Source organism: Haloferax larsenii, from assembly GCF_024730625.1.
Taxonomy (GTDB): domain Archaea; phylum Halobacteriota; class Halobacteria; order Halobacteriales; family Haloferacaceae; genus Haloferax; species Haloferax larsenii.
Genome location: NZ_CP078063.1, coordinates 1,201,260 through 1,220,773, shown reverse-complemented (window position 1 = coordinate 1,220,773; position 19,514 = coordinate 1,201,260). Strand labels below are relative to the sequence as shown.

Annotated in this window: 18 protein-coding genes; 3 read left to right on the top strand and 15 right to left on the bottom strand. The window is 62.1% G+C overall.

All coding sequences use genetic code 11. The annotated features are described in order from the left end of the window. Nucleotides 1-22: 22 nt before the first annotated feature. Nucleotides 23-160: a hypothetical protein gene (locus tag KU306_RS06340; protein ID WP_007544478.1), complete on the bottom strand. Its 138-nt coding sequence runs from the start codon at nt 158-160 to the stop codon at nt 23-25. Nucleotides 161-199: 39 nt separating this feature from the next. After that, nucleotides 200-2,410 carry a nucleotide-binding protein gene (locus KU306_RS06335; RefSeq protein ID WP_258303202.1) on the bottom strand — a complete coding sequence of 737 codons (2,211 nt, stop codon included), beginning with the start codon at nt 2,408-2,410 and terminating at the stop codon, nt 200-202. Between the two features lie 130 nt (nt 2,411-2,540). On the opposite strand from KU306_RS06335, the gene prf1 reads away from it, so the two are divergent. Beyond that, nucleotides 2,541-3,785, top strand: coding sequence for a peptide chain release factor aRF-1 (prf1, locus tag KU306_RS06330; protein WP_007544476.1), 1,245 nt, complete (start codon nt 2,541-2,543; stop codon nt 3,783-3,785). A gap of 168 nt (nt 3,786-3,953) precedes the next feature. Here the strand turns inward: prf1 and KU306_RS06325 are convergent, their stop codons facing one another. From KU306_RS06325 to ahaH, 11 genes are all read right to left on the bottom strand, one after another. Beyond that, complete coding sequence (locus KU306_RS06325; protein WP_007544475.1) at nt 3,954-4,340, bottom strand: DUF6276 family protein; 387 nt, start codon at nt 4,338-4,340, stop codon at nt 3,954-3,956. Between the two features lie 76 nt (nt 4,341-4,416). Further along, the gene (locus KU306_RS06320; RefSeq protein ID WP_007544474.1) at nt 4,417-5,097 is read right to left on the bottom strand and encodes a V-type ATP synthase subunit D; all 681 of its coding nucleotides are present in this window, start codon (nt 5,095-5,097) and stop codon (nt 4,417-4,419) included. A gap of 163 nt (nt 5,098-5,260) precedes the next feature. Continuing rightward, entirely contained in the window at nt 5,261-7,246 is a 1,986-nt protein-coding gene (locus KU306_RS06315) for a bacterio-opsin activator domain-containing protein (protein WP_258303201.1), read from the bottom strand. Between the two features lie 132 nt (nt 7,247-7,378). Beyond that, complete coding sequence (locus KU306_RS06310) at nt 7,379-8,782, bottom strand: ATP synthase subunit B (RefSeq protein WP_007544472.1); 1,404 nt, start codon at nt 8,780-8,782, stop codon at nt 7,379-7,381. Between the two features lie 4 nt (nt 8,783-8,786). Beyond that, nucleotides 8,787-10,547, bottom strand: a complete 1,761-nt coding sequence (locus tag KU306_RS06305; RefSeq protein ID WP_007544471.1) for an ATP synthase subunit A — start codon at nt 10,545-10,547, stop codon at nt 8,787-8,789. Nucleotides 10,548-10,552: 5 nt separating this feature from the next. Next, nucleotides 10,553-10,873, bottom strand: a complete 321-nt coding sequence (locus KU306_RS06300; protein WP_007544470.1) for a V-type ATP synthase subunit F — start codon at nt 10,871-10,873, stop codon at nt 10,553-10,555. Then, the gene (locus tag KU306_RS06295; RefSeq protein WP_007544468.1) at nt 10,870-11,916 is read right to left on the bottom strand and encodes a V-type ATP synthase subunit C; all 1,047 of its coding nucleotides are present in this window, start codon (nt 11,914-11,916) and stop codon (nt 10,870-10,872) included. The genes KU306_RS06300 and KU306_RS06295 overlap by 4 nt, the downstream gene beginning before the upstream one ends. Beyond that, nucleotides 11,913-12,497 carry a V-type ATP synthase subunit E gene (locus KU306_RS06290; RefSeq protein WP_007544466.1) on the bottom strand — a complete coding sequence of 195 codons (585 nt, stop codon included), beginning with the start codon at nt 12,495-12,497 and terminating at the stop codon, nt 11,913-11,915. Before KU306_RS06290 ends, KU306_RS06295 begins: the two co-directional genes overlap by 4 nt. Nucleotides 12,498-12,518: 21 nt before the next feature. Then, a complete protein-coding gene (locus KU306_RS06285; RefSeq protein ID WP_074792737.1) occupies nt 12,519-12,776 on the bottom strand; it encodes a F0F1 ATP synthase subunit C in 258 nt (85 codons plus the stop codon). Nucleotides 12,777-12,951: 175 nt separating this feature from the next. Further along, the gene (locus tag KU306_RS06280; protein WP_258303200.1) at nt 12,952-15,162 is read right to left on the bottom strand and encodes a V-type ATP synthase subunit I; all 2,211 of its coding nucleotides are present in this window, start codon (nt 15,160-15,162) and stop codon (nt 12,952-12,954) included. Next, a complete protein-coding gene (ahaH, locus tag KU306_RS06275) occupies nt 15,149-15,481 on the bottom strand; it encodes an ATP synthase archaeal subunit H (RefSeq protein ID WP_007544461.1) in 333 nt (110 codons plus the stop codon). Before ahaH ends, KU306_RS06280 begins: the two co-directional genes overlap by 14 nt. A gap of 156 nt (nt 15,482-15,637) precedes the next feature. Here ahaH and KU306_RS06270 point away from each other — a divergent pair, with 156 nt between their 5' ends. Beyond that, nucleotides 15,638-16,261, top strand: a complete 624-nt coding sequence (locus KU306_RS06270) for a methyltransferase domain-containing protein (protein WP_007544459.1) — start codon at nt 15,638-15,640, stop codon at nt 16,259-16,261. Between the two features lie 55 nt (nt 16,262-16,316). Here KU306_RS06270 and KU306_RS06265 read toward each other — a convergent pair whose 3' ends face one another. Then, nucleotides 16,317-16,799, bottom strand: a complete 483-nt coding sequence (locus KU306_RS06265) for a type IV pilin domain-containing protein (RefSeq protein WP_258303199.1) — start codon at nt 16,797-16,799, stop codon at nt 16,317-16,319. A gap of 64 nt (nt 16,800-16,863) precedes the next feature. Beyond that, entirely contained in the window at nt 16,864-18,189 is a 1,326-nt protein-coding gene (locus KU306_RS06260; RefSeq protein ID WP_258303198.1) for a DUF7094 domain-containing protein, read from the bottom strand. A gap of 120 nt (nt 18,190-18,309) precedes the next feature. Here KU306_RS06260 and KU306_RS06255 point away from each other — a divergent pair, with 120 nt between their 5' ends. Next, nucleotides 18,310-19,452 carry a helix-turn-helix transcriptional regulator gene (locus tag KU306_RS06255; RefSeq protein WP_258303197.1) on the top strand — a complete coding sequence of 381 codons (1,143 nt, stop codon included), beginning with the start codon at nt 18,310-18,312 and terminating at the stop codon, nt 19,450-19,452. Nucleotides 19,453-19,514 lie beyond the last annotated feature (62 nt).

Below are 19,514 nucleotides of genomic sequence, written 5' to 3'. Positions count from 1 at the left end.
GAAACGACCGCGTTCTGATTTTTCAGAAGAGAAGTGGGAGTGCGACCGTCCCCGAGACGAGCGACCCGCCGACCGAGAACACGGCCGCAGCGCCGCTACCGAGCGCGAGAAGCAGGAACAACACGACCCACCAGAACGGAATGGACTCTGATTCTGTCATACCGGGTCATCGGCAGACGCGATTAATAGGCCTTCTCGTTTAGCCGAGGAAGCGGCTAAAGAAGCCTTTCTTCTTCTTGTCGTCTCCGTCTTCGTCCAGTGAGTCGATTTCTTCGACGAGCGTCGTCGTGTAGACGCCCTCTTCTTCGTCCTCGCCGGTCCCGTCCGCGTCGTCGTCCGGTTCAGACTCCGCCTCTGCGACGAGGGGTTCGTCGTCATCCGCACTCGATGGGTCTTGGACGAGCGGTTCACCCGACTGTTCGGTGGGTTCGGAGGGAGTGGTCGACTCAGGTGGTGCTGTCCGGTCAGCAGGTGCGCGGGACTCGGTGGGTTCGGGCGACTGCGGCTGGTCCCGAGGCGTTGCCGTCGGGTCCTGTGTCTCGGTCGGCGGGGTCTGTGGCTCCGCCGAGTCGTCACGCACCGCGGGCTTACCGTCACTTCCGGCGGCAAACGGCACCTGCGAGTCGGTGTCTGTCGGGTCTTCGTCTTCGACGTGTTCCTCTTCGACCGGTGCGACGATGATGTCGTCTTCGACGATTGGCTCGGGCGTGTCCGACGAGTCGGTCGTCGAGGCCGAATCCTCAGTCGGCTGTCTTTCCGGGGAGGACTCAGTCGTCGACTCCGGTTCCATCGTCGGTTCCGGCTCTGCGGCAGGTTCCGGTTCCGCAGTCGACTCCGGTTCTGGCTCCGTTCCCAGTTCCGACTCCGAAGCAGGCTTCGGTTCAGCGTCTCGCTTGTTCTTGTTCTTGTTCAGCACCTCGTCGGCCGCCGCCTTCGACGCTTCGACCAGTGATTCCGAGTCGGTCGCGTCGGCAGCGAGTGGGTCTTCGTCGACCACCTCACCCGCCAACGGGTCTTCGTCGACCGCATCGCCCGCTAACGGGTCTTCGGACGACTCGGCCGCCAATGGGTCCTCGTCCACGTCAGCAGCGAGCGGGTCTTCCGGTGCGTCCGTCGGGTCCGGTTCGGGAGTCGCGTCGGTAGTCTCCTCGGCAGTCGGCATCGACGACTCGCCTGCCTCTGTCGGGGAGTCCTCGGCAGTCGGCATCGACGACTCGCCTGCCTCTGTCGGGGAGTCCTCGGCAGTGTGGACCGCAGTGGAGTCGTCAGTGTCCGCACCCGATGTCTCCCGCGCGTTCGAGTCCGTCGCGTCAGTGGTATCTGCGGCTTCGAATTCGTCAGTGGTATCTGCGGCTTCGAACTCGCCAGCGTCTGCGTCTGGCGCAAGCGGGTCTTCGGTCGTCGACTCGGTCGTGTCGACGGAGTCCTCTGAGGCGACCGGCGTCGGTTCAGCTTCCGACGAGCTGTCGGACGGCGTCGCTGGCTCCGATTCCGAGACATCCATCGAGTCCGGTTCAGAAGTGGTTCGACCGGTGTCCGACGACGGTTCGGATTCCGCCTCGGGGTCGGCTTCAGGGAGTTCGGTGTCGGGTGCGGAAGACGAATCAGTAGTGACGACCTGCGTTGACTCCGACTCTTGGACGTCCTGCTTTGTCGTTTCAGTCGTGTGGTCGTCGTCGGTGGCTGCTCCGGTCTCGTCGGGGACCGGAACCGGCTCTCCGGTGAGTGCCTCCGCGAGCGCGCGGTAGCCTGCCGCCGAGATACTGTCAGGTGTGCGGAGGACGACGGGAACTTGGCTGTCGAGCGCGTCACGAATAGCCGGGTCTTCGGGGACGACGGCGACGACGCCAGCATCCAGAATCGACGCGACCACCTCGGCGTTCGGGTTCGACTCGTCGACACGGGTGAGGACGGCACCGACGATTGACGCGCCGATGCGCTCGGCGAGTTGTCGCGTCTTCTCGGTGTCGCCGAGTGCCTCTCGTTCGGTCGTCGTGACGAGCACCACGTCGTCGGCGAACTTCAGGGGGACGAACGTGTCGTTGCTCAGACCCGCACCGGTGTCGACGATGACGACGTCGTAGTCGTCGAGCTGGTCGACAGCCGCTTCGAGTCCTTTGGCGTCAGTTCGGGCAAACGCTTCCAGCGCGTTCGACCCGGGGACGACGTCGAGACCAGCCGGTCCCTCGTAAATAGCCGACTTGATGTCTACGTCGTCGTTGAGGACGTCGTGAAGTGTCGCCCCGTCTGGGTCGACACCGAGGGCACCAGCGAGATTCGGCATCCCGAGGTCACCGTCGATGACGACAACCTCGTGACCGGCCATCGCGAGGACGGTTCCAAGGTTGGCTGTCGTCGTCGTTTTTCCAACCCCGCCTTTCGCGCTGGCAATTGCGTACACCCGTGCCATGATTCCAACGTCGAAACCCTACCGTGACAGCACCATAAATGTTCTCCGAGCGCCGTCATGGGTGTGACACGATAGCTCGCCACGTGGACAGTCAAAGGTTACTTAGCCGCTGGCGGGACTATGTGGAGTGATGAGTAGCGACGCCGAGGAGGCGAGCGAAGACCGGCGAAAGTATGAATTCAAGAAGGTCATCGAGGACCTCAAAGAATTCGAAGGCTCCGGAACTCAGCTCGTCACCATCTACATCCCAGAAGACAAGCAGATTTCCGACGTGGTCGAACACGTCATCACAGAACACAGCGAAGCGTCCAACATCAAGTCCAAGCAGACGCGGACGAACGTGCAGGACGCCCTGACGAGCATCAAAGACCGGCTCCGATACTACGGTAACTTCCCGCCAGACAACGGCATCGTGATGTTCTCTGGTGCGGTCGACTCCGGCGGTGGCCAGACGAACATGGTCACGAAGGTACTCGAAAGCCCGCCGGAACCCATCCAGTCGTTCCGGTACCACTGTGACTCGAACTTCCTCACCGGGCCCCTCGAGGACATGCTCATGGACAAGGGTCTGTTCGGGCTCGTCGTCCTCGACCGCCGCGAGGCCAACGTCGGATGGCTGAAAGGCAAGCGCGTGGAACCGGTCAAGAGCGCCTCGTCGCTCGTCCCGGGGAAGCAGCGCAAAGGTGGTCAGTCCGCCCAGCGTTTCGCCCGCCTGCGCCTCGAAGCTATCGACAACTTCTATCAGGAAGTCGCTGGCATGGCGAACGACCTGTTCGTCCCCCAACGTCACGACATGGACGGCATCCTCGTGGGCGGTCCCTCGCCGACGAAAGACGAGTTCCTCGACGGTGACTATCTCCACCACGAACTGCAGGACCTCGTCGTCGGCAAGTTCGACGTCGCCTACACGGACGAATCCGGCCTCTACGACCTCGTCGACGCCGGACAGGACGTGCTGGCCGACCAGGAGGTCATCAAGGACAAAAAGCAGATGGAGGAGTTCTTCGAGAAACTCCACCGCGGCAACGAGTCCACCTACGGGTTCGAGCCGACGCGGAAGAACCTCGTGATGGGGTCTGTCGACCGCCTCCTCATCTCCGAGGACCTCCGCCAAGACGTCGTCATCTACGACTGCAACGGGAACGAAGAGTACGAACTCGTCGATCACCGGCACAACACGCCCACTCACGAGTGTGAGGACGGCACCGAAGTCGAAGCCGAGTCCCGCGAGGACGTCATCGAGTTCCTGATGGACATCGCCGACCAGCGCGGCACCGAGACGAAGTTCATCAGCACCGACTTCGAAAAGGGCGAACAGCTCTACGACGCGTTCGGTGGTATCGCCGGAATTCTCCGGTACTCCACGGGCGTCTAAGCACTTTCTCCTCGGCGTCTTCGCGCGCAAGCGCGAGAGACGAATCACTAGGCAACGCGAGCGCCGTGCCTATCGGCCGATAGCCGCGGCACTCCACCAGTCAGTAGCATAGACACCACAGCCGCTAGCCTCAGCACTTCACCCCGCGAAGAGCGACTGTTCGACTCGTCAGAAAAACGCCGTGAGTTGACTGCGACGTCGTTCGAGGTCGACGTGCGCATCGGGGAATCCGTGGGCGAGTCTATCGAGCGCCAGATGCACGTCGACGCCCGACTCCTCGGCGTATTCGAGACACTCCACGATACCGGAACGGTTGAGCGCCAGCGAGTCGAGCAACCCAAGCGCGACAGCGAGGGCCGCGCCGCCGTCACCGTCCGGGATGACATCGACGAGTTGCTTCGCCTCGTCGACTTGTGCCCCCGCGACGGTCGCCGGGGAGACGTGCAGGCAATCGCCGCACAGCGCGACGATATCGGTCGATTCGGGAGCGTACGTTCGCAGGTCTTCGGGAACGACGTACCGGACTGTCGCACCACCACACTCGGGACAGGCCATACCACTACCTACGCGGTTGCGCGACGAAAAGTGGTCGGTGGGGCGACCGAGAAGATACCGCAGAGAAGTGACGAGATTAGTCCGCAGTAGCGGCTTCGGCGGCTTGTTCGGCCTCTCGCGCTTCCTTCTCTTCTTCTTCCTTCTTGGCTTTGATCTTCTTGAGGCGGAAGATTTCCTCGCGCTCTTGCTCTTCGAGCTTCTGCTCGATGTACTCTTGGTTCTCGTAGAGTTCGGGAAGCAGTTTGAATTCGAGCGCGTTGACACGGCGCTTCGTCGTCTCGATCTCTTCGAGCATCTTCTTCATCGCCGTCTCGACTTCCGCGGCGAGGATGATGGATTCGAGCAGTTCCTCGTAGGCGTCGGCAGCCTCGTCGATGCGGGCCGAAGAACCGAGCAGACCGTAGCCGCGCTGGTCGAGGCTCTTTTTGACGCGCGAGGACTCGATTTGCGGGACGACGACGCCCATGATGTTCTTCGACTGCGTCGTAATCTCGGGGTACTCTTTCAGCGCTGCGGCAGCACCGCGAACCGTGACGTCACCCTCCATGGCGCGAGCCATGTTGATCTTGTTCTGGGCGCGCTCGTAGTCCGCGTTCAGGTTCGCCCGCACGTCCTGTGCCTGGTCGAGGATGTCCATGAACTCCATGATGAGGCCGTCCCGCTTCTGTTCGAGCGTGTCGTGACCCCGCTCAGAGAGTTCGATGCGATCTTCGATCGCCATCAGGTTCTTGCGGGTCGGCTTGACGTCTTCGGCCATCTTTGGCGAGGGTTGTTCGCCTGGGGTGTTAATCTTTTACTGTCTGGCCCGCTGTCCGGGGCGAAAACAGGGCAGGCGGCAGGGGGAGCCGCGACGACGTGGTAGCCGGCCAACACGTTCTCCCCGGAGTCGAGGCGGGACAGGACGGGGCGGGGGAAGTCGCCTACAGAACCTCGCTCTCGAAAAACCGAGTGACCAGCTTTCGCTCGGCCGCACGGAGATGCTGGTGGTACGTCGGTCGGGAGACACCCATCGCCTCGGCGAGTTCGTCGCCTTTCACCCCGTGGGGCCACTCGAAGAAGCCGCCGAGGTACGCCAGTTGGAGCGCAGTTCGCTGTCTGTCGGTGAGTTCTGCACCGACGCTCGCGGCAAACTCTCGCTGGGTCTGCGGCGGGACCGCACGGTCCCTGACGGCACGGAGCTCGACACCCCGTGCGACCGTTTTCAGGTCGTCGAGAAGCGACCGACCGAGTGCGCGGTCCGGGACTACGACGGTCAGTCGGGTCCCGTCGGTGTCGACTTCGAGGTCTGATATCCGGCCGCTCGCGTCGGCGACGAGGTGTAAAAGCGAATCTGATGCGAGAATGATTTCGTACAGTCCGGCGTCGTCTCCCCGCGGGAGTTGCGAGACGCGTACGATACCCTCAGCACCGAATTCGGACGTTTCTTCGGTGTCGATATCCTCGCCGGCGGTCGGGGGCGTCGTCGAGACGAAGAGGCTCACCGTCCCGTCATCGTGCGGAACCGACCCTTCGTATTCGAGCCGACATCCCCACGAGGTGGCGAGCGTGGCGAGGGGCTGTGTCGAGTCCGTGATTTCGAGTTCGAGTTCGAGAACCTCGTTGGACATGAGCGTCCGTCGGCTCTCGAACGCGTCGATGGCGGCCCCAACTGCTCTGCCGAGCGTCCCGAAGACGGCCTGCACGTACTCGTCGACGGCCGCTGTCGCGTACACGCTCAACACACCGTACATCGTATCACGGTGGACGAGCGGGACGGCGATAACGTTCGTAAATGGCAGCGACACGTCGGTGTGGAGGCGGCCATCCGAAGCCGTCTGTGACCGTACCTCCCCGGTCGTGGCGGCGAGCGCGGTCGGGTCGGTGTCGTCGTCGCGGTCGATTCGGAGTTCCGACAGCGTGGCCGATTCGGCTCCGGCCCACTCGTTCGGCACGATTTCCTTCGGTGAGAGGTCGACGTCGCCAATCCACGCGCCCTCGAACGACGGCGATGCGGCGATTTTCTCACACACTGTCGTTTCGAGTTCCGCGCGCGTCTCCGCGCGGACGAGCGCGCCCGTGACATCTTCGAGCAGCCCTTCGATGTGGTCGACGAGATTCTGGAGTCGGGCGCGTTCTTCTTCGACGCGGGCGGCGTACCGCTCTGCGGCCTGCTCGGCGCGGACGCGCTCTGTGATGTCCGTCTGGAAACCGACGTAGTGGGTCACGGAGCCATCGGGACCGGGAAGCGGCGCGATATCGACGCGATTCCAGAAGGTCGAGCCGTCTCGCCGGTAGTTCAGCAGTTCGACCGACGCCGACTCCTCGGCATCGATTGCGCGGCGAAGTTCGGCGACGCGCTCTTGGTTCGTCTTGTCACCCTGCAGATATCGGCAGTTTCGACCCAGCGCCTCTTCGATGGTGTACCCCGTCATCGACTCGAACGCGTCGTTGGCGTAGACGAGCGGGTGGTCGGGGAGCGAGCCGTCCGAGATAGTGATTCCGACGGGCGCTTCGTCCATCGCCCGTTCTTTCAGGTCTTCGGTAATCCGGTCTGTCGCCTCCTCGTGACGGTCGTGCCACGACACGACGCTGGCGACGCGGGCACCGAGTCGGTCGAAGAGGTTAGACTCGACGACGGGAACGACGTCTTCCGCACCGGCATCGAGTGCGTCACCCGGCGAGAGGTCGGCGTCCGGAGAGACCAGTACGACGACCGGAACGCCAGTCTCGCTGATGGCTGTCACGGTTGCTGGTGAGTCCGTGTCGATGACGATGCAGTCCGCAGAGTCTTCGGCGAGTCGTCGCTCGACAGCGTCGGCCGAGTCGACGGCTTCGACGTCGAACGACGAGAGTTCGCGTTCGACTCGTGCTCGGATGTCGTCGCCGACGACAGAGAAGACACGCGCCTGCGGCGAAGCAATTGACATACCTCATACACACGCTGGTAGCACAAGGAACCTCGCTCTCGGACGGTTCGACAGCGTACTCACGGGAGCGCGGACGAAAGCGACCGCTCTCGGAAGGAAATCGCGTCCGAAGAAAGAATCGAAGTCGCCGAGTTAGGCGTCCGCTTCGACGGTCTCGGCTTCGTCGCGGTAGTAGTCCTCGATAAGCTCTTCGTCGATACGGTTGAGCTCGGACTTCGGCAGCATCGAGAGGAGGTCCCACCCGATGTCGAGCGTGTCGTCGATGGTGCGGTTCGTGTCGAAGCCCTGGTCGACGAACTCCTCTTCGAAGCGCTCTGCGAAGTCGAGGTACTTGTTGTCACGCTCGGACAGCGCCTCGCGACCGACAATGTTCACGAGGTCGCGGAGGTCTTCACCCTCTGCGTACGCCGCGTACATCTGGTCGGACACGTCGGCGTGGTCTTCGCGGGTGAGTCCCTCACCGATACCGTCGTCCATCAGACGCGAGAGGGACGGAAGCGGATTGATCGGCGGGCGGATACCCTGCGAGTTGAGGTCGCGGTCGATGTAGATCTGACCTTCCGTAATGTAGCCGGTCAGGTCCGGAATCGGGTGCGTGTCGTCGTCACCCGGCATCGTGAGGATGGGAATCTGGGTGACAGACCCTTCGCGACCCTCGATACGACCTGCGCGCTCGTAGAGCTGCGCAAGGTCAGTGTACATGTAACCCGGGTAGCCACGGCGACCGGGGACCTCTTCGCGAGCCGCACCGATTTCGCGGAGCGCCTCACAGTAGTTGGTCATGTCGGTCAGGATGACGAGGACGTGGTAGTCCTTGTCGAACGCGAGGTACTCGGCCGTGGTGAGGGCGAGACGCGGCGTGACCGTCCGCTCGACTGCGGGGTCGTCCGCGAGGTTCGTGAAGACGACGGAGCGCTCGAGTGCACCCGTGCGCTCGAAGTCCTCCATGAACTCGTTGGCCTCTTCCTGCGTGATACCCATCGCGCCGAAGACCACAGCGAACTCGGAGTCTTCGTCGCCTTCCTCTTCGAGCACGGTCGCCTGACGGGCGACCTGCAGTGCGAGGTCGTTGTGGGGAAGTCCCGACGCGGAGAAGATGGGGAGCTTCTGACCACGGACGAGGGTGTTCATGCCGTCGATGGCGGAGACGCCAGTCTGGATGAACTCCTCGGGGTACTCGCGGGAGTAGGGGTTGATTGCTGCGCCGACGATGTCACGGCGCTCGTCGGGGACGATTTCCGGGCCGCCGTCGATAGGCTGGCCGGACCCGTCGAGCACGCGACCGAGGAGGTCCTCGGTCACGGGCATCTTGAGCGTCTCGCCGAGGAACTTGACGGACGCGTTTCGGTCGATACCGGTGGTTCCTTCGAACACCTGAATCGCGACGAGGCCCTCACTCGATTCGAGGACCTGTCCACGCTTGGTCTCGCCTTGCGGCGTCTCGATTTCGACGATTTCGTCGTAACCGATCGGCTCGTCAACCTCGGCGAACACCAGCGGGCCGCTGATTTCGGTGATAGTCTGGTATTCCTTCATGATCTCAGTACAGCTCGCGGAGTTGCTCGGTGATCTCTGCCTTGAGGTCCTCGATGTACGCCTCCCAGTCTTCCTGCACACCGATACGGTTCAGACGGGGAACCGCTTCGATGGCCTGGATTTCTTCGACGGGGACGCCGGCTTCGAGCGCCTTGAACGCCTCGTCGTTGAACGTGTGGATGGCGGTGAGGATACCGTAGGTCTTCTCTGGCTCACAGTACGTGTCCGTCGGGTGGAACGCGTTCTGCTGCAGGTACGCCTCGCGGAGATAGCGAGCGACTTCGAGGGTCAGCTGCTGGTCCTCCGGCAGGGCGTCCTTACCGACGAGCTGAACGATTTCCTGAAGCTCGTTCTCTTCGTCGAGCACGTCGACCGCCCACTGTCGCTCTTCGGGCCAGTCGTCCTCGACGTTCTCGACGAACCACGGGTCGAGCTGGTCCTGGTAGAGCGAGTAGGACTCGTTCCAGTTGATTGCCGGGAAGTGACGACGCTCTGCGAGGTCGGCGTCGAGTGCCCAGAAGGTCTTCACGATACGCAGAGTGTTCTGCGTGACCGGCTCGGAGAAGTCGCCGCCCGGCGGCGAAACTGCGCCGATGACGGAGACCGAACCCTCGTTGCCGTTGACGGTCGTGAAGTACCCTGCGCGCTCGTAGAACTCGGAGAGACGCGCGGCGAGGTACGCGGGGTACCCCTCTTCGCCGGGCATCTCTTCGAGACGCGAGGAAATCTCGCGCATGGCCTCTGCCCACCGCGAGGTGGAGTCGGCCATGAGTGCCACGTCGTACCCCATGTCGCGGTAGTACTCCGCGATGGTGATACCGGTGTAGATACAGGACTCGCGGGCCGCCACGGGCATGTTGGACGTGTTCGCGATGAGCGACGTCCGCGCCATGAGCGGGTTCCCGGTCTTCGGGTCGTCGAGTTCCGGGAAGTCCTCGATGACTTCGGTCATCTCGTTACCGCGCTCACCACAGCCGACGTAGACGACGATGTCCGCGTCAGCCCACTTGGCGAGCTGGTGCTGCGTAACCGTCTTTCCGGACCCGAACGGACCCGGAATCGCGGCCGTCCCACCCTTCGCGATGGGGAACAGACCGTCGAGGATACGCTGCCCGGAGACGAGCGGTTCGCGGGGCGTCTTCTTCTCTGCCGCGGGACGCGCCTTCCGAACCGGCCACTCCTGATGCATCGTCACTTCTTCGCCGTTGTCGAGTTCGACGACCGCCTCGGTGACGGAGAACTCGCCTTCGTTGGCGGCGACGACTTCGCCACCTTCGAAGTCCGGCGGGACCATGACCTTGTGTTCGATGGTCACGGTTTCGGGAACCGTACCGACGACGTCACCGGGGGCGACTTCGTCGCCTTCGGAGACCGTCGGTTCGAACTCCCATTTCTTCTCCAGGTCGATACCGGGTGCGTCGACACCGCGGTCGAGGTACGGCGAGCCCATCTTGGACTCGAGCACGTCCAGCGGACGCTGGACACCGTCGTAGATGGCGTCCAGCATGCCGGGACCGAGGTCGACGGTCAGCGGCTCGCCCGTGTTCTCGACGGGTTCGCCGGGACCGACGCCCGAAGTCTCCTCGTACACCTGAATGGTCGTGAGGTCGCCCTCGATTTCGATAACCTCGCCCATCAGCCCTTCGTCGCCGACGTACACAACGTCGTTCATACGGGCGTCAAGGTCACGGGCGGTCACGACCGGACCACTCACGCTTGCGATGATGCCGTCCTCGCGAACGGAATCTTGTGTTGCCTGACTCATGTTTGTTATTCGTCCATCAGATCGATACCGATAGCTCTCTTGATCTGGTCGCGGAGGCCGCTTGCGCCGCCGGAACCGCCGAGCGTCACGAGCGTTGGCTCGATACTCTGCTCGACCGACTTGCGGGCGTTACGCGAGAGGTAGTCGAGGTCGTCTTCGTGCATCACGATGATGCCGACATCCTCGTCCTCGAGCGTCTGCGTCACGGCCTCGTCGAGTGCTTCGTCCTTGTCTTCGTCCGGGACGTTCTCGAACTTGCGGACGCCCGCAAGTCGAAAGCCCGTCGTGAAGTCGGGACTGCCGATAACTGCGATTTCCTGGCTCATTGGATGACCAGTTCCTCCTCGATTTCGTCGGGACCAAGCCCGGCCTCGCGGCCGCGGGCAATCGCCCGAATGTTGTCGACTTCGCGTTCCTTGGCGAGAATGTACGAGATGACCGGCGTGACAGACAGTGGGAACACGTAGCCGAGCGTGTCAGCGTACTCGAGCAGCGCCGAATCGAGGGCGCGCTCGAAACTAATGAGGCTGTCTGCCGCCTCGAGGTCCGAGATGGCACCAGAGAGGCGGTCACCGTACTGACTGTCCGAAATCTTCGAGACCAGTTCGCTGGTACTGGTCGCTAACGCCGTAATCTCCGACGCTCGGAACAGCGTGCCACCTTCGATGAAATAATCTGCAGGATCGAGGTCGGCACCACTGCGAGCGATTCGGAGTGCGTTTCGGGCGTTTCGGAAGTCGATTTCCGCTTCGAGGAACTCACGATACTGTTCTGCTTCCTCACCGACGACCAAGTTCTCCAGCAGTTGCTCGTAGAACGCGCGGTCGACAGCGTTCTCTAACGGCACGAGGACACCGGCTTCCTCGTAATCTTCGAACGCGGCCTCAAGCCCGTCTCCGAACATCGTCCCGGAGAGGATTTCGACCACTTCTTCGATTTCGGTCGCATCGAGCAGTCGCTCGATGAGTCGGTCGTCGAACTCACCAGCGCGGATGAGGTCGGATTTGACCTCCTCACGGGACGACCCCGCGTAGATTCCACGCAGGACCGTCTTGACGTTCCACGCGTCGAACTTTCGAAGGTACCGGGCGATGAGGTCGTAGAGCCGACCACCGGCCCAGTCGAGGATGTCGTTGAACTGCTTCGCCATGTTGGCGTTCAGCGCGTACTCGATGAGGTCGACGCCCGAGAATCGGCTTCCCAGCGCGTTGATCTCCGTCTCGTACTCCGACTCCTCCATGAACCGGGCGATTTCGGCCGGGCCCATGCGGACCAGCTTGCGGTACTCTTCGTCCCCGAAGAGGGCGCTTCGTCTCGCTCGTACCCGAGCGATGACGTACTCCGGATTCGAGCCGCCAGCTGTGCTCATTGGTCGTCGAACAGTCGCGCACTCACTTCCTTCAGGTTGTCCTCCCAGACTGAATCGAGGACCGAGTCGAAGGTGTTGTTCACCCGAACGCGCGAATTCGTGCCTTCGACCACGACGCCACCGAGGCAGTCGCGCTCACCAGACACTTCGTATCTGTCGTAGTCGGCAAGGATGTCTTCGAGCATGTCGGCGTCGTCGGCGCGACCGTAGACGTGGACTTCGTCCTCGTCTTCGAATTCGACCGCTGCCGCATCGAGGAGCGTACGGGTCAGCTCCTCGCGACGGTCGCCTTCGAGGTCGGCGAGTTCGCTTTCGACCTGCTCACGGACACGCTGAAGCACGTCTCGGCGGGCGCTCAGCCGAGCCTGCTTGGCTTCGAGCTTCGCGCTGGAGAGCGACTGTTCTCGCTCTCGTTCGAGTTGCTGCTCGATTTCGGCCGTGCGCGATTCGAGGATTTCTTCGGCGTCTGCTTCGGCTTCAGCGACGATTTCGTCCGCTCGTTCCTGGCCGTTCTGCCTGATTTCCTCTGCGCGTGCGCGGGCTTCGTCTCGGATATCCTCAACGACGTTATCCAAACTCATAATGGGGAAAGGGAGGGGTGCTTAGGCCGCGAAGACAACGACCAGTGCGAGGATAACGAGGGTTTCGGGAAGAACCGTGAGGATCAGCCCGTTGACGAAGAGACCCTCGTCTTCGGCGATGGCACCCATCGCAGCGGAACCGATGCCGCGCTCGGCGTATCCGGCTGCGAAAGCGGCGATGCCGACCGAAAGGGCCGCTGCGGCGTCAGCGGTGATAGCAGGCGAGGAAGCGGTTTCATTCTGCAGTGCAGTCATGAGGGGTTCAATTGCTTCAATCATTGTATGTTCCTGAGTACCGGATTGTCGTCTCCGAACGTTCGTATGTGTTGCAAGACGTCTCATAAAGGTTCCCAAAATAATCGGCTGAAATACGGCATTCGGGCGGCTGTCGTGCGTGATTCCGGGAGAGCAGCCGCTATCGGTACGGTCGATAAAGAAGGTACCGCCTGTTCACTCAGTCTTCGGTGGTGAACTGACGGTCGTAGCCGAACGGTTCGTACTCGCGGCCACCGCCCTCGAAGAACTTGCCGAAGAACTCGACGTATTCGAGACGGACGGCCTGCAGGCCTGCACTCGTGACACCGAGTGCGAGGACGACAACGTGGCCAACGACCAGGACGAGCAGTCCACCGAGGACGCCAGCAGCGCCCGAGTGGAACATCCCGCCGAAGAGGACGTTGGTCACTTCGTATCCGTGGTAACTCAGCGTTTCACCCGGTCCGAGTGCCGCCACAGCCGTGGCGTCGGGCATCCCTCCGAGGCCGAAGTGCCAGCCACCGTGGTCGTCAACGTACACACCGAAGACGAGCAGGTTGACTGCGAACGCCATCGACGCCTTCGCGATGAGGACCGCGCCGAGACGAGTGTACGACAGGACGTTGGAGAGCACAGCCGCGAACTCAGCGAGTTCGGCCGGCTCTGCTAACGCCAGCAGGAGCGCACCGAACAGGTAGAGTCCAAGGCCTCCCCAGCCGACAGTGTACGAGAAGCCCGAGAAGCCGAGCGGGATGAGTCCGCCACTGGCGAACGTCGTGAACAGGAACTCCGGTGGGACACCGCCGAGTGCGTCACTGAAGACCCAAATCCACAGGCCGTTCAGCATGAGTATCCACGACCCAGCTTCGAGGACTGCCTCTTTCGCGCCGTGAAGTTGGAGCTTCTCGACGAAGTCGAAGAGGTACCCGACGTTCAGGTGGAAGATACCCACGACGACGCTCACGGTGAGCCAAGCAAGCGCCCACTCCGAAGTTGCGGGCGACAGACCCTTCTCAATCGGCGGGTGAGACATCTGGAGCACACCTTCCCAGAAGTACTCCGTGATGAGGTGGAATCCGAATATCTCACCGTACAGAATGCCGAATATCGTCGTGAAGACACCGGCTGCAATCGTCATTCCACCCATACTTTTGAACGCGTCCGAGTCGAAGTTCGCGTAGAGGAAGAACCCGATGGCGGTGTAGATGAGTCCGTAGCCGAAGTCACCAATCATGAACCCGAAGAACGCCGGGAACGTGAGGAACAGGATGAGTGTCGGGTCGAACTCGTAGTAGTTCGGGCGGTTGACTGCTTGTACCAGCAGTTCGAACGGTTTGACAACTCCGTTGTTGTTCTGGACGACCGGCGGTTCGTCGTTCGCCATCGTGACCGTCCCACCGTCAGTCGCAGCGGGCGTTCCGGTGCTCTCGGAAACGTGCTCACGTGCGTGGTCGTTACCATCGTGGGAGAACTCCGCGCGTTCGAGTTCTTCCACTTCGACGTGTTCGCCGACCGCATTTTTCAGCGACTTCGCGAACTCGTTGTATCGCTCGGTCGGAATCCAGCCCTCGGCGACGAATGCGTTCTCCGTCGTCGCGAACGACAACGGCGCTTCGGTCTTCTGGACGTCGATGGCGAGTCGCTCTTCGGCGGCGAGGAGGAATTCACCTTCTTCGACCGCGATGTCACGAAGCTCAGACTCGACGGTTTCGAGCTTGGATTCGATTTCGCGCTTCTGCTGTTTGAGATCGCGGATGTAATCTTCGGGGCTTCCCGAAGCGTCCGGGATTTCGAGCGTCGCGAACTCGACGCCGACGAGTGCATCCGTAATCGCCATCTCGGAAGCGCCCTCGGCGGGGCGACCAAAGACAGCGAGCGTGCGGTCGCCCGAGAAGATTTCGAAGGCGCCGATGCTGTCGGCATCGACGATTGCCCGCTCGACTTCGTCGGCCTTCCCTTGTCCAACGACGACTTGCAGGGAGTCGTATCCCGAGAGCAAGTCGAGGTCGAGGCCGAGGTCGACGAACGGCTTCATCGCGTCGATCTCCTCGTCTACCTCACGAAGCTTTCCTTCGAGTTCGGAGCGACGGTCGTCGAGTTCGTTGACGCGCTCGCGAATCTGTTCGAGCGGTTCACCGAGCGCGTCGTCGGGGACGATGCGCTGGCGACCGGCGTCATCTTCGGTGACGCCGAGAATGCTCTTGAGCGAACGAACGGTGACGAGCTTCTCGGAGGCGTCCTCCGCTCCCTCGATGGGAGTCCCCGTGTCGAAACCGAACTCCTCCTGCCACGACCCGTCGTATTCGGTGACGTGGAGCAGTCGAAGGTCGTGGACAGTCTCGATGACCTCGGACATGATGCCCTTGGAACCGGTCACCGAGACCTTGCTCATCTGCTCAGGTCTGAGCATTCACCGCCTCCTCGAATTTGCCGACGGCGTACTCGACCGCCTCGTCGATGCGGTCTTCCGCGTCGGCGACCAGTTCGTCCCGCGCCGATTCGCCTTCTTCGAGGATGCGTTCACGCTCCTTCTCGATGTCTTTGCGCCCCTCCGCCAAGCGCTCTGATTCGAGTTCGTCGGCCTCCTGCTCGGCCTCGGAGCGGATCTCGTCTGCCTCGTGGCGCGCCTCCGCGACGAGATCTTCGCGTTCCGCCTCGGCCTCTTCGATGATGTCGTCGGCCTCCTGCTCGGCCGATTTTATTTTCTCGAGAACCTCTTGTCTCGGCATACTCGTATCACAGGGAAGTTGCACAAGCGCTGTATAAGGTGTTTGCGGAACAGTGCTGAGAAACGACCGAATAGTCGACACCGTCTGGGCTTCGAAAGCACGGAGCTGCGCGGTGAATCCGCACCGTTATCATCGGTGAGTCCTAATCCCGGCGCGATGGGAGTCCTCGAAAACAAAGCCCGGGCCCGCCTGTTTTACAAGTACCTCTCGAAGGTGTACGACCAGGTGAACCCGTTCATCTGGAACGAGGAGATGCGCGACGAGGCGCTCGAACTACTCGGTATCCAAGAGGGTGACCGCGTCCTCGACGTCGGGTGCGGGACCGGCTTCGGTACCGAAGGTCTGCTCCGCTATACGGACGACGTGCACGGTCTCGACCAGAGTATCCACCAGATGCAGAAGGCGTGGAAGAAGTTCGGAAAGAACGACCAAGTCCGGTTCTACCGCGGCGACGCCGAACGGCTGCCGTTTGCCGACAACTCCTTCGATATCATCTGGTCGTCCGGGTCTATCGAGTACTGGCCGAATCCCGTGACCGCACTCGAAGAGTTCCGGCGCGTCGTCAAGCCGGGGAACAAGGTTCTCGTCGTCGGGCCTGACGACCCGAAGAACAGCCTCTTCCAGAAACTCGCCGACGCAATCATGCTCTTCTACGACGAAGAGGAAGCCGACCGGATGTTCGAAGCGGCGGGGTTCGTCGACATCGAACACCACATTCTCCAGCGACAGCCCGGCAGCCCTCGCGCTATCGTCACCATCGCGCGCGCCCCCGAGGAATAAGTCCCCGTCGCGAAACGTTTCATCGACTTGCGCCCTTTCTGCCGCCTCGACACACTTAGCTCGCCGTCGCTCGAACGACTGCAACGAGCGTGTCTTCCTCGTAGACTCGGACGACGACCCGAGCACCGGAAGTCACTGTCGGGGCGTTCGTCCCTGCGAGTTCGAACCCTGCCGTCTCTCCAACAGTCCACGTCCCATCTGATGCCGTGTTGAACGGCCCGGTCGGCCCCGGCTTGAACCCCGCCGCCGAGAAGAACGGCACCGGTGGTTGGTGACGTAACTCCTCACCATTTATCGAAACCCGGAGCCGAAGCGACGAAACTTGTACCGGCGCTCCCGCGTCGTGCGTCAGTTCGAACGCACTCCCGGTGACCGACAGCGAAAGCATCGTCGGTTGATTCGGCGTGGGCGTCGATTCCGCCACGTCGAACGCGGCAGCACCGACCACGCCCGCGATGACGACGACGATACCAACCATGAGGACGCCACCAATCAAAACGGTCGACCCTCGGGTGTCGGAAGCAAGTTGTCGAGGCATCGAGACGGAGTGGCCGCGTCACCCGATAAGAAGGTTCGGTCGGTGAGAACCCGAAAGAGAGTGGTTACGCGGGAGTTCGTTCCGGTGTCACCGAGCTATCCGCCGACAGCTCGCTCGCCGGTGTCAGAGTCGTCTCGTTCGTCTGGGTCTCGTTCGTCGCCAGTTGGGGAACCGGCGTCGGAGAGACGGTGAGGACGACCGCGGCGTTGCCTCTGATGACCGTAATGGTGAACCGACTCGCCGGTGAGACAGTCCAAATTGCCCCGTCCGAACCGGTCCGCCCGAGGAGCGTACTCTCGCGGCTCGCTTCCAGTCCGAGCGTTACGTTGGCGTCGACCGGGTCGCCCGACTCAGTCTCGTTCAGTTGGATTCGAAGCGGACCGCCCGGGTAGGTCCGATTGGCAGACAGTCTGAGCCCGTCTTTGACCTCGGTTGCGACCGTCCCGTTCGAGACCGTGTCGAGCGGGCGGATTTGAGCTTCTTTGAACACTTCTGCACTCCCACTGTCGACGTAGGCGAAGAGCTGTCCGCGGCCGTGATTGACGCGAACGAGATAGCTGTTTCCAGCACCGACCACGTCGGCGCCGTTCTGTGTCGCCCGGCTGTTCCAGATAGTCGGGTAGTTCTCAGCGACTTTGTCGAGTGCCTGCGTCGGCGTGACACCGCTCCGGTCCCGGTCACGCAGGTCGCTTCGGTAGGCCTCCCGAATGTAGGTGTCGTCCGAGATGACGCTGAGAACGAGTCCATCCGCACTCGTCCGAACGAAGAACCGCGTCGATGGCTCGTTCCCCGTGAGGACCGACGCAGCGTGTTTTCGGACGGGGCCAGTGAACGTATCCAGTTCCCGTTCGAGGGCAGCGAGTCGCCCGGGGTCGATAGAGAAGTCAGGAGTCTGTGCCGCGACCTCGCGGAGTTCGATACGGCGTTCGTTGAGTTCGCGTGCCTCGGCGTCGATGCGAGCGAGTTCGACGAGCAACTCCCGAGCAGCGATATTTCCGGTGTTGTACGCTTCGATGGCGTTTTGTTGCGCACTCTGGAGCGCGATAGCTCGCTGCTCGATTTGGTTTATTTCGCCGAGAATCAGTTGCTGTCGCACACCCTCGTCACTGGCCGACTCGATGCGTTCGAGAGAGGACAGCGTCTGAATCTGACTTCCCGCTCTGAGTCCGGCGAAGTCAAGCGAGGGGCCGAGGTCGACGTGTTGAGCGTCGACTGTCGACCTGACGACCGACGAGTCTGGGATGTCGAGGACGCGAACCGTCTCGTTCGACGAGGTCTGAACCTGTGTTCCGTTGGACGCGTCCGCGAGGTCCCCTGTACCCGGGCCGACCGCACCGAGAGCTGGTGAGGCCACCAAGACGAGAGCGAGGACGAGCGGGAGGGCCTTCATCGCCGTGACGGTACACGACGGCGGTACTAAAATGACCCTCTTACGAGCCGACGTTACTACGGAATAACACGGTCACGTCGATGGAAAGCGTTTTCATCGCCGGACGAAACGGTTTTAGGTATGCGGAGCGCCGCCGTCATCGTTGCCCTCCTCGCTCTCGTCGCTGGTGTTGCGACACCAATCGCGGCAGCCCAGTCGCTCGGTCCAGCCCCACACGAGAGTGGTACAGCGGCGGCGCTCGGAGACCGGGCGGTGCTCGCCCAACAGTCGGGAATCGAACAGACGCCGACGACGGAGATTATCATCGAACTTCGTGACGACCGTGCCGCCGAGTGGCACATCGAGATGCGGTATACGCTCGAAACGGACAACGATACGGCGGCATTCGAGCAGTTCGCGGGAGACTTCGAACGCGGAGAGACGGACGTCGGATTCGACGAAGCGCTCTTCGAGAGAATCAGCACGGACGTGTCTGACCACACGGGACGACAGATGTCGATCGAGAACACGACGAGACGCGGGTTCGTCGAGAACGAGACCGGTGTCTTGATCCTTTCGTTCACGTGGACGAACTTCCTCGAACAGACAGACGACGGCCTCCGACTCGGCGACGCCTTCTCGACGGGGCGAGACCAACTGTGGCTCACTTCAGTTCGCTCGAATCAAAACCTCACGATACGGACACCGCCGCGATACGCGGTGAACAGTACGAACATCCCACTGGAGAACAACTCCGTCGTCGTCGAAGGTCCGCGAACCTTCGAGTCCGTCGACGAGTTGCGCGTGAGCTACCGTCCGACGGCCGGCCCAGGCCCCACCCAGTTGCCGTGGGACCTCATCATTGGCGGCCTCGCGGCAGTCGCACTCGTCGGTATCGCGGTCGTCGCATTCACCCGTCGTCGCCCGACGGACGGCGATGGTGTCGCTGTTTCGTCCGACGAAGAGCCACCCCAGAGTGGGGCCGTCGAGCCAACGCACGAGCCGTCGCCAGTCCCGGAACAGCCAGCCGACGAAGACGAAAGGAACGGCAGCGACGACGAAGTCGACCTCGAACTCCTGTCGGACGAAGAGCGGGTCGAACTGCTTCTCGAACAGAACGGCGGCCGGATGAAGCAGGTCAACATCGTCAAGGAGACGGGGTGGTCGGACGCCAAAGTCTCGCAACTCTTATCGGCGATGGCGGACAACGGTCGCGTCGAGAAGCTTCGGCTCGGACGGGAGAATCTCATTTCCCTCCCGGACGAGGACGACCTCGAAGAATAATCGGAAGACGGCGGCGACCTCGGCCACGGGGCGAAAACGTTTACTCGCCCCCTTTCAATAGT

What these genes read in the sequence shown, in the direction of transcription:
- KU306_RS06260 (WP_258303198.1), bottom strand. Translation starts at nt 18,189, where the DNA reads ATGAAGGCCCTCCCGCTCGTCCTCGCTCTCGTCTTGGTGGCCTCACCA.
- KU306_RS06335 (WP_258303202.1), bottom strand. Translation starts at nt 2,410, where the DNA reads ATGGCACGGGTGTACGCAATTGCCAGCGCGAAAGGCGGGGTTGGAAAA.
- KU306_RS06315 (WP_258303201.1), bottom strand. Translation starts at nt 7,246, where the DNA reads ATGTCAATTGCTTCGCCGCAGGCGCGTGTCTTCTCTGTCGTCGGCGAC.
- KU306_RS06295 (WP_007544468.1), bottom strand. Translation starts at nt 11,916, where the DNA reads ATGAGCACAGCTGGCGGCTCGAATCCGGAGTACGTCATCGCTCGGGTA.
- KU306_RS06310 (WP_007544472.1), bottom strand. Translation starts at nt 8,782, where the DNA reads ATGAAGGAATACCAGACTATCACCGAAATCAGCGGCCCGCTGGTGTTC.
- prf1 (WP_007544476.1), top strand. Translation starts at nt 2,541, where the DNA reads ATGAGTAGCGACGCCGAGGAGGCGAGCGAAGACCGGCGAAAGTATGAA.
- KU306_RS06265 (WP_258303199.1), bottom strand. Translation starts at nt 16,799, where the DNA reads ATGCCTCGACAACTTGCTTCCGACACCCGAGGGTCGACCGTTTTGATT.
- KU306_RS06340 (WP_007544478.1), bottom strand. Translation starts at nt 160, where the DNA reads ATGACAGAATCAGAGTCCATTCCGTTCTGGTGGGTCGTGTTGTTCCTG.
- KU306_RS06325 (WP_007544475.1), bottom strand. Translation starts at nt 4,340, where the DNA reads ATGGCCTGTCCCGAGTGTGGTGGTGCGACAGTCCGGTACGTCGTTCCC.
- KU306_RS06255 (WP_258303197.1), top strand. Translation starts at nt 18,310, where the DNA reads ATGCGGAGCGCCGCCGTCATCGTTGCCCTCCTCGCTCTCGTCGCTGGT.
- KU306_RS06280 (WP_258303200.1), bottom strand. Translation starts at nt 15,162, where the DNA reads ATGCTCAGACCTGAGCAGATGAGCAAGGTCTCGGTGACCGGTTCCAAG.
- ahaH (WP_007544461.1), bottom strand. Translation starts at nt 15,481, where the DNA reads ATGCCGAGACAAGAGGTTCTCGAGAAAATAAAATCGGCCGAGCAGGAG.
- KU306_RS06320 (WP_007544474.1), bottom strand. Translation starts at nt 5,097, where the DNA reads ATGGCCGAAGACGTCAAGCCGACCCGCAAGAACCTGATGGCGATCGAA.
- KU306_RS06285 (WP_074792737.1), bottom strand. Translation starts at nt 12,776, where the DNA reads ATGATTGAAGCAATTGAACCCCTCATGACTGCACTGCAGAATGAAACC.
- KU306_RS06270 (WP_007544459.1), top strand. Translation starts at nt 15,638, where the DNA reads ATGGGAGTCCTCGAAAACAAAGCCCGGGCCCGCCTGTTTTACAAGTAC.
- KU306_RS06300 (WP_007544470.1), bottom strand. Translation starts at nt 10,873, where the DNA reads ATGAGCCAGGAAATCGCAGTTATCGGCAGTCCCGACTTCACGACGGGC.
- KU306_RS06290 (WP_007544466.1), bottom strand. Translation starts at nt 12,497, where the DNA reads ATGAGTTTGGATAACGTCGTTGAGGATATCCGAGACGAAGCCCGCGCA.
- KU306_RS06305 (WP_007544471.1), bottom strand. Translation starts at nt 10,547, where the DNA reads ATGAGTCAGGCAACACAAGATTCCGTTCGCGAGGACGGCATCATCGCA.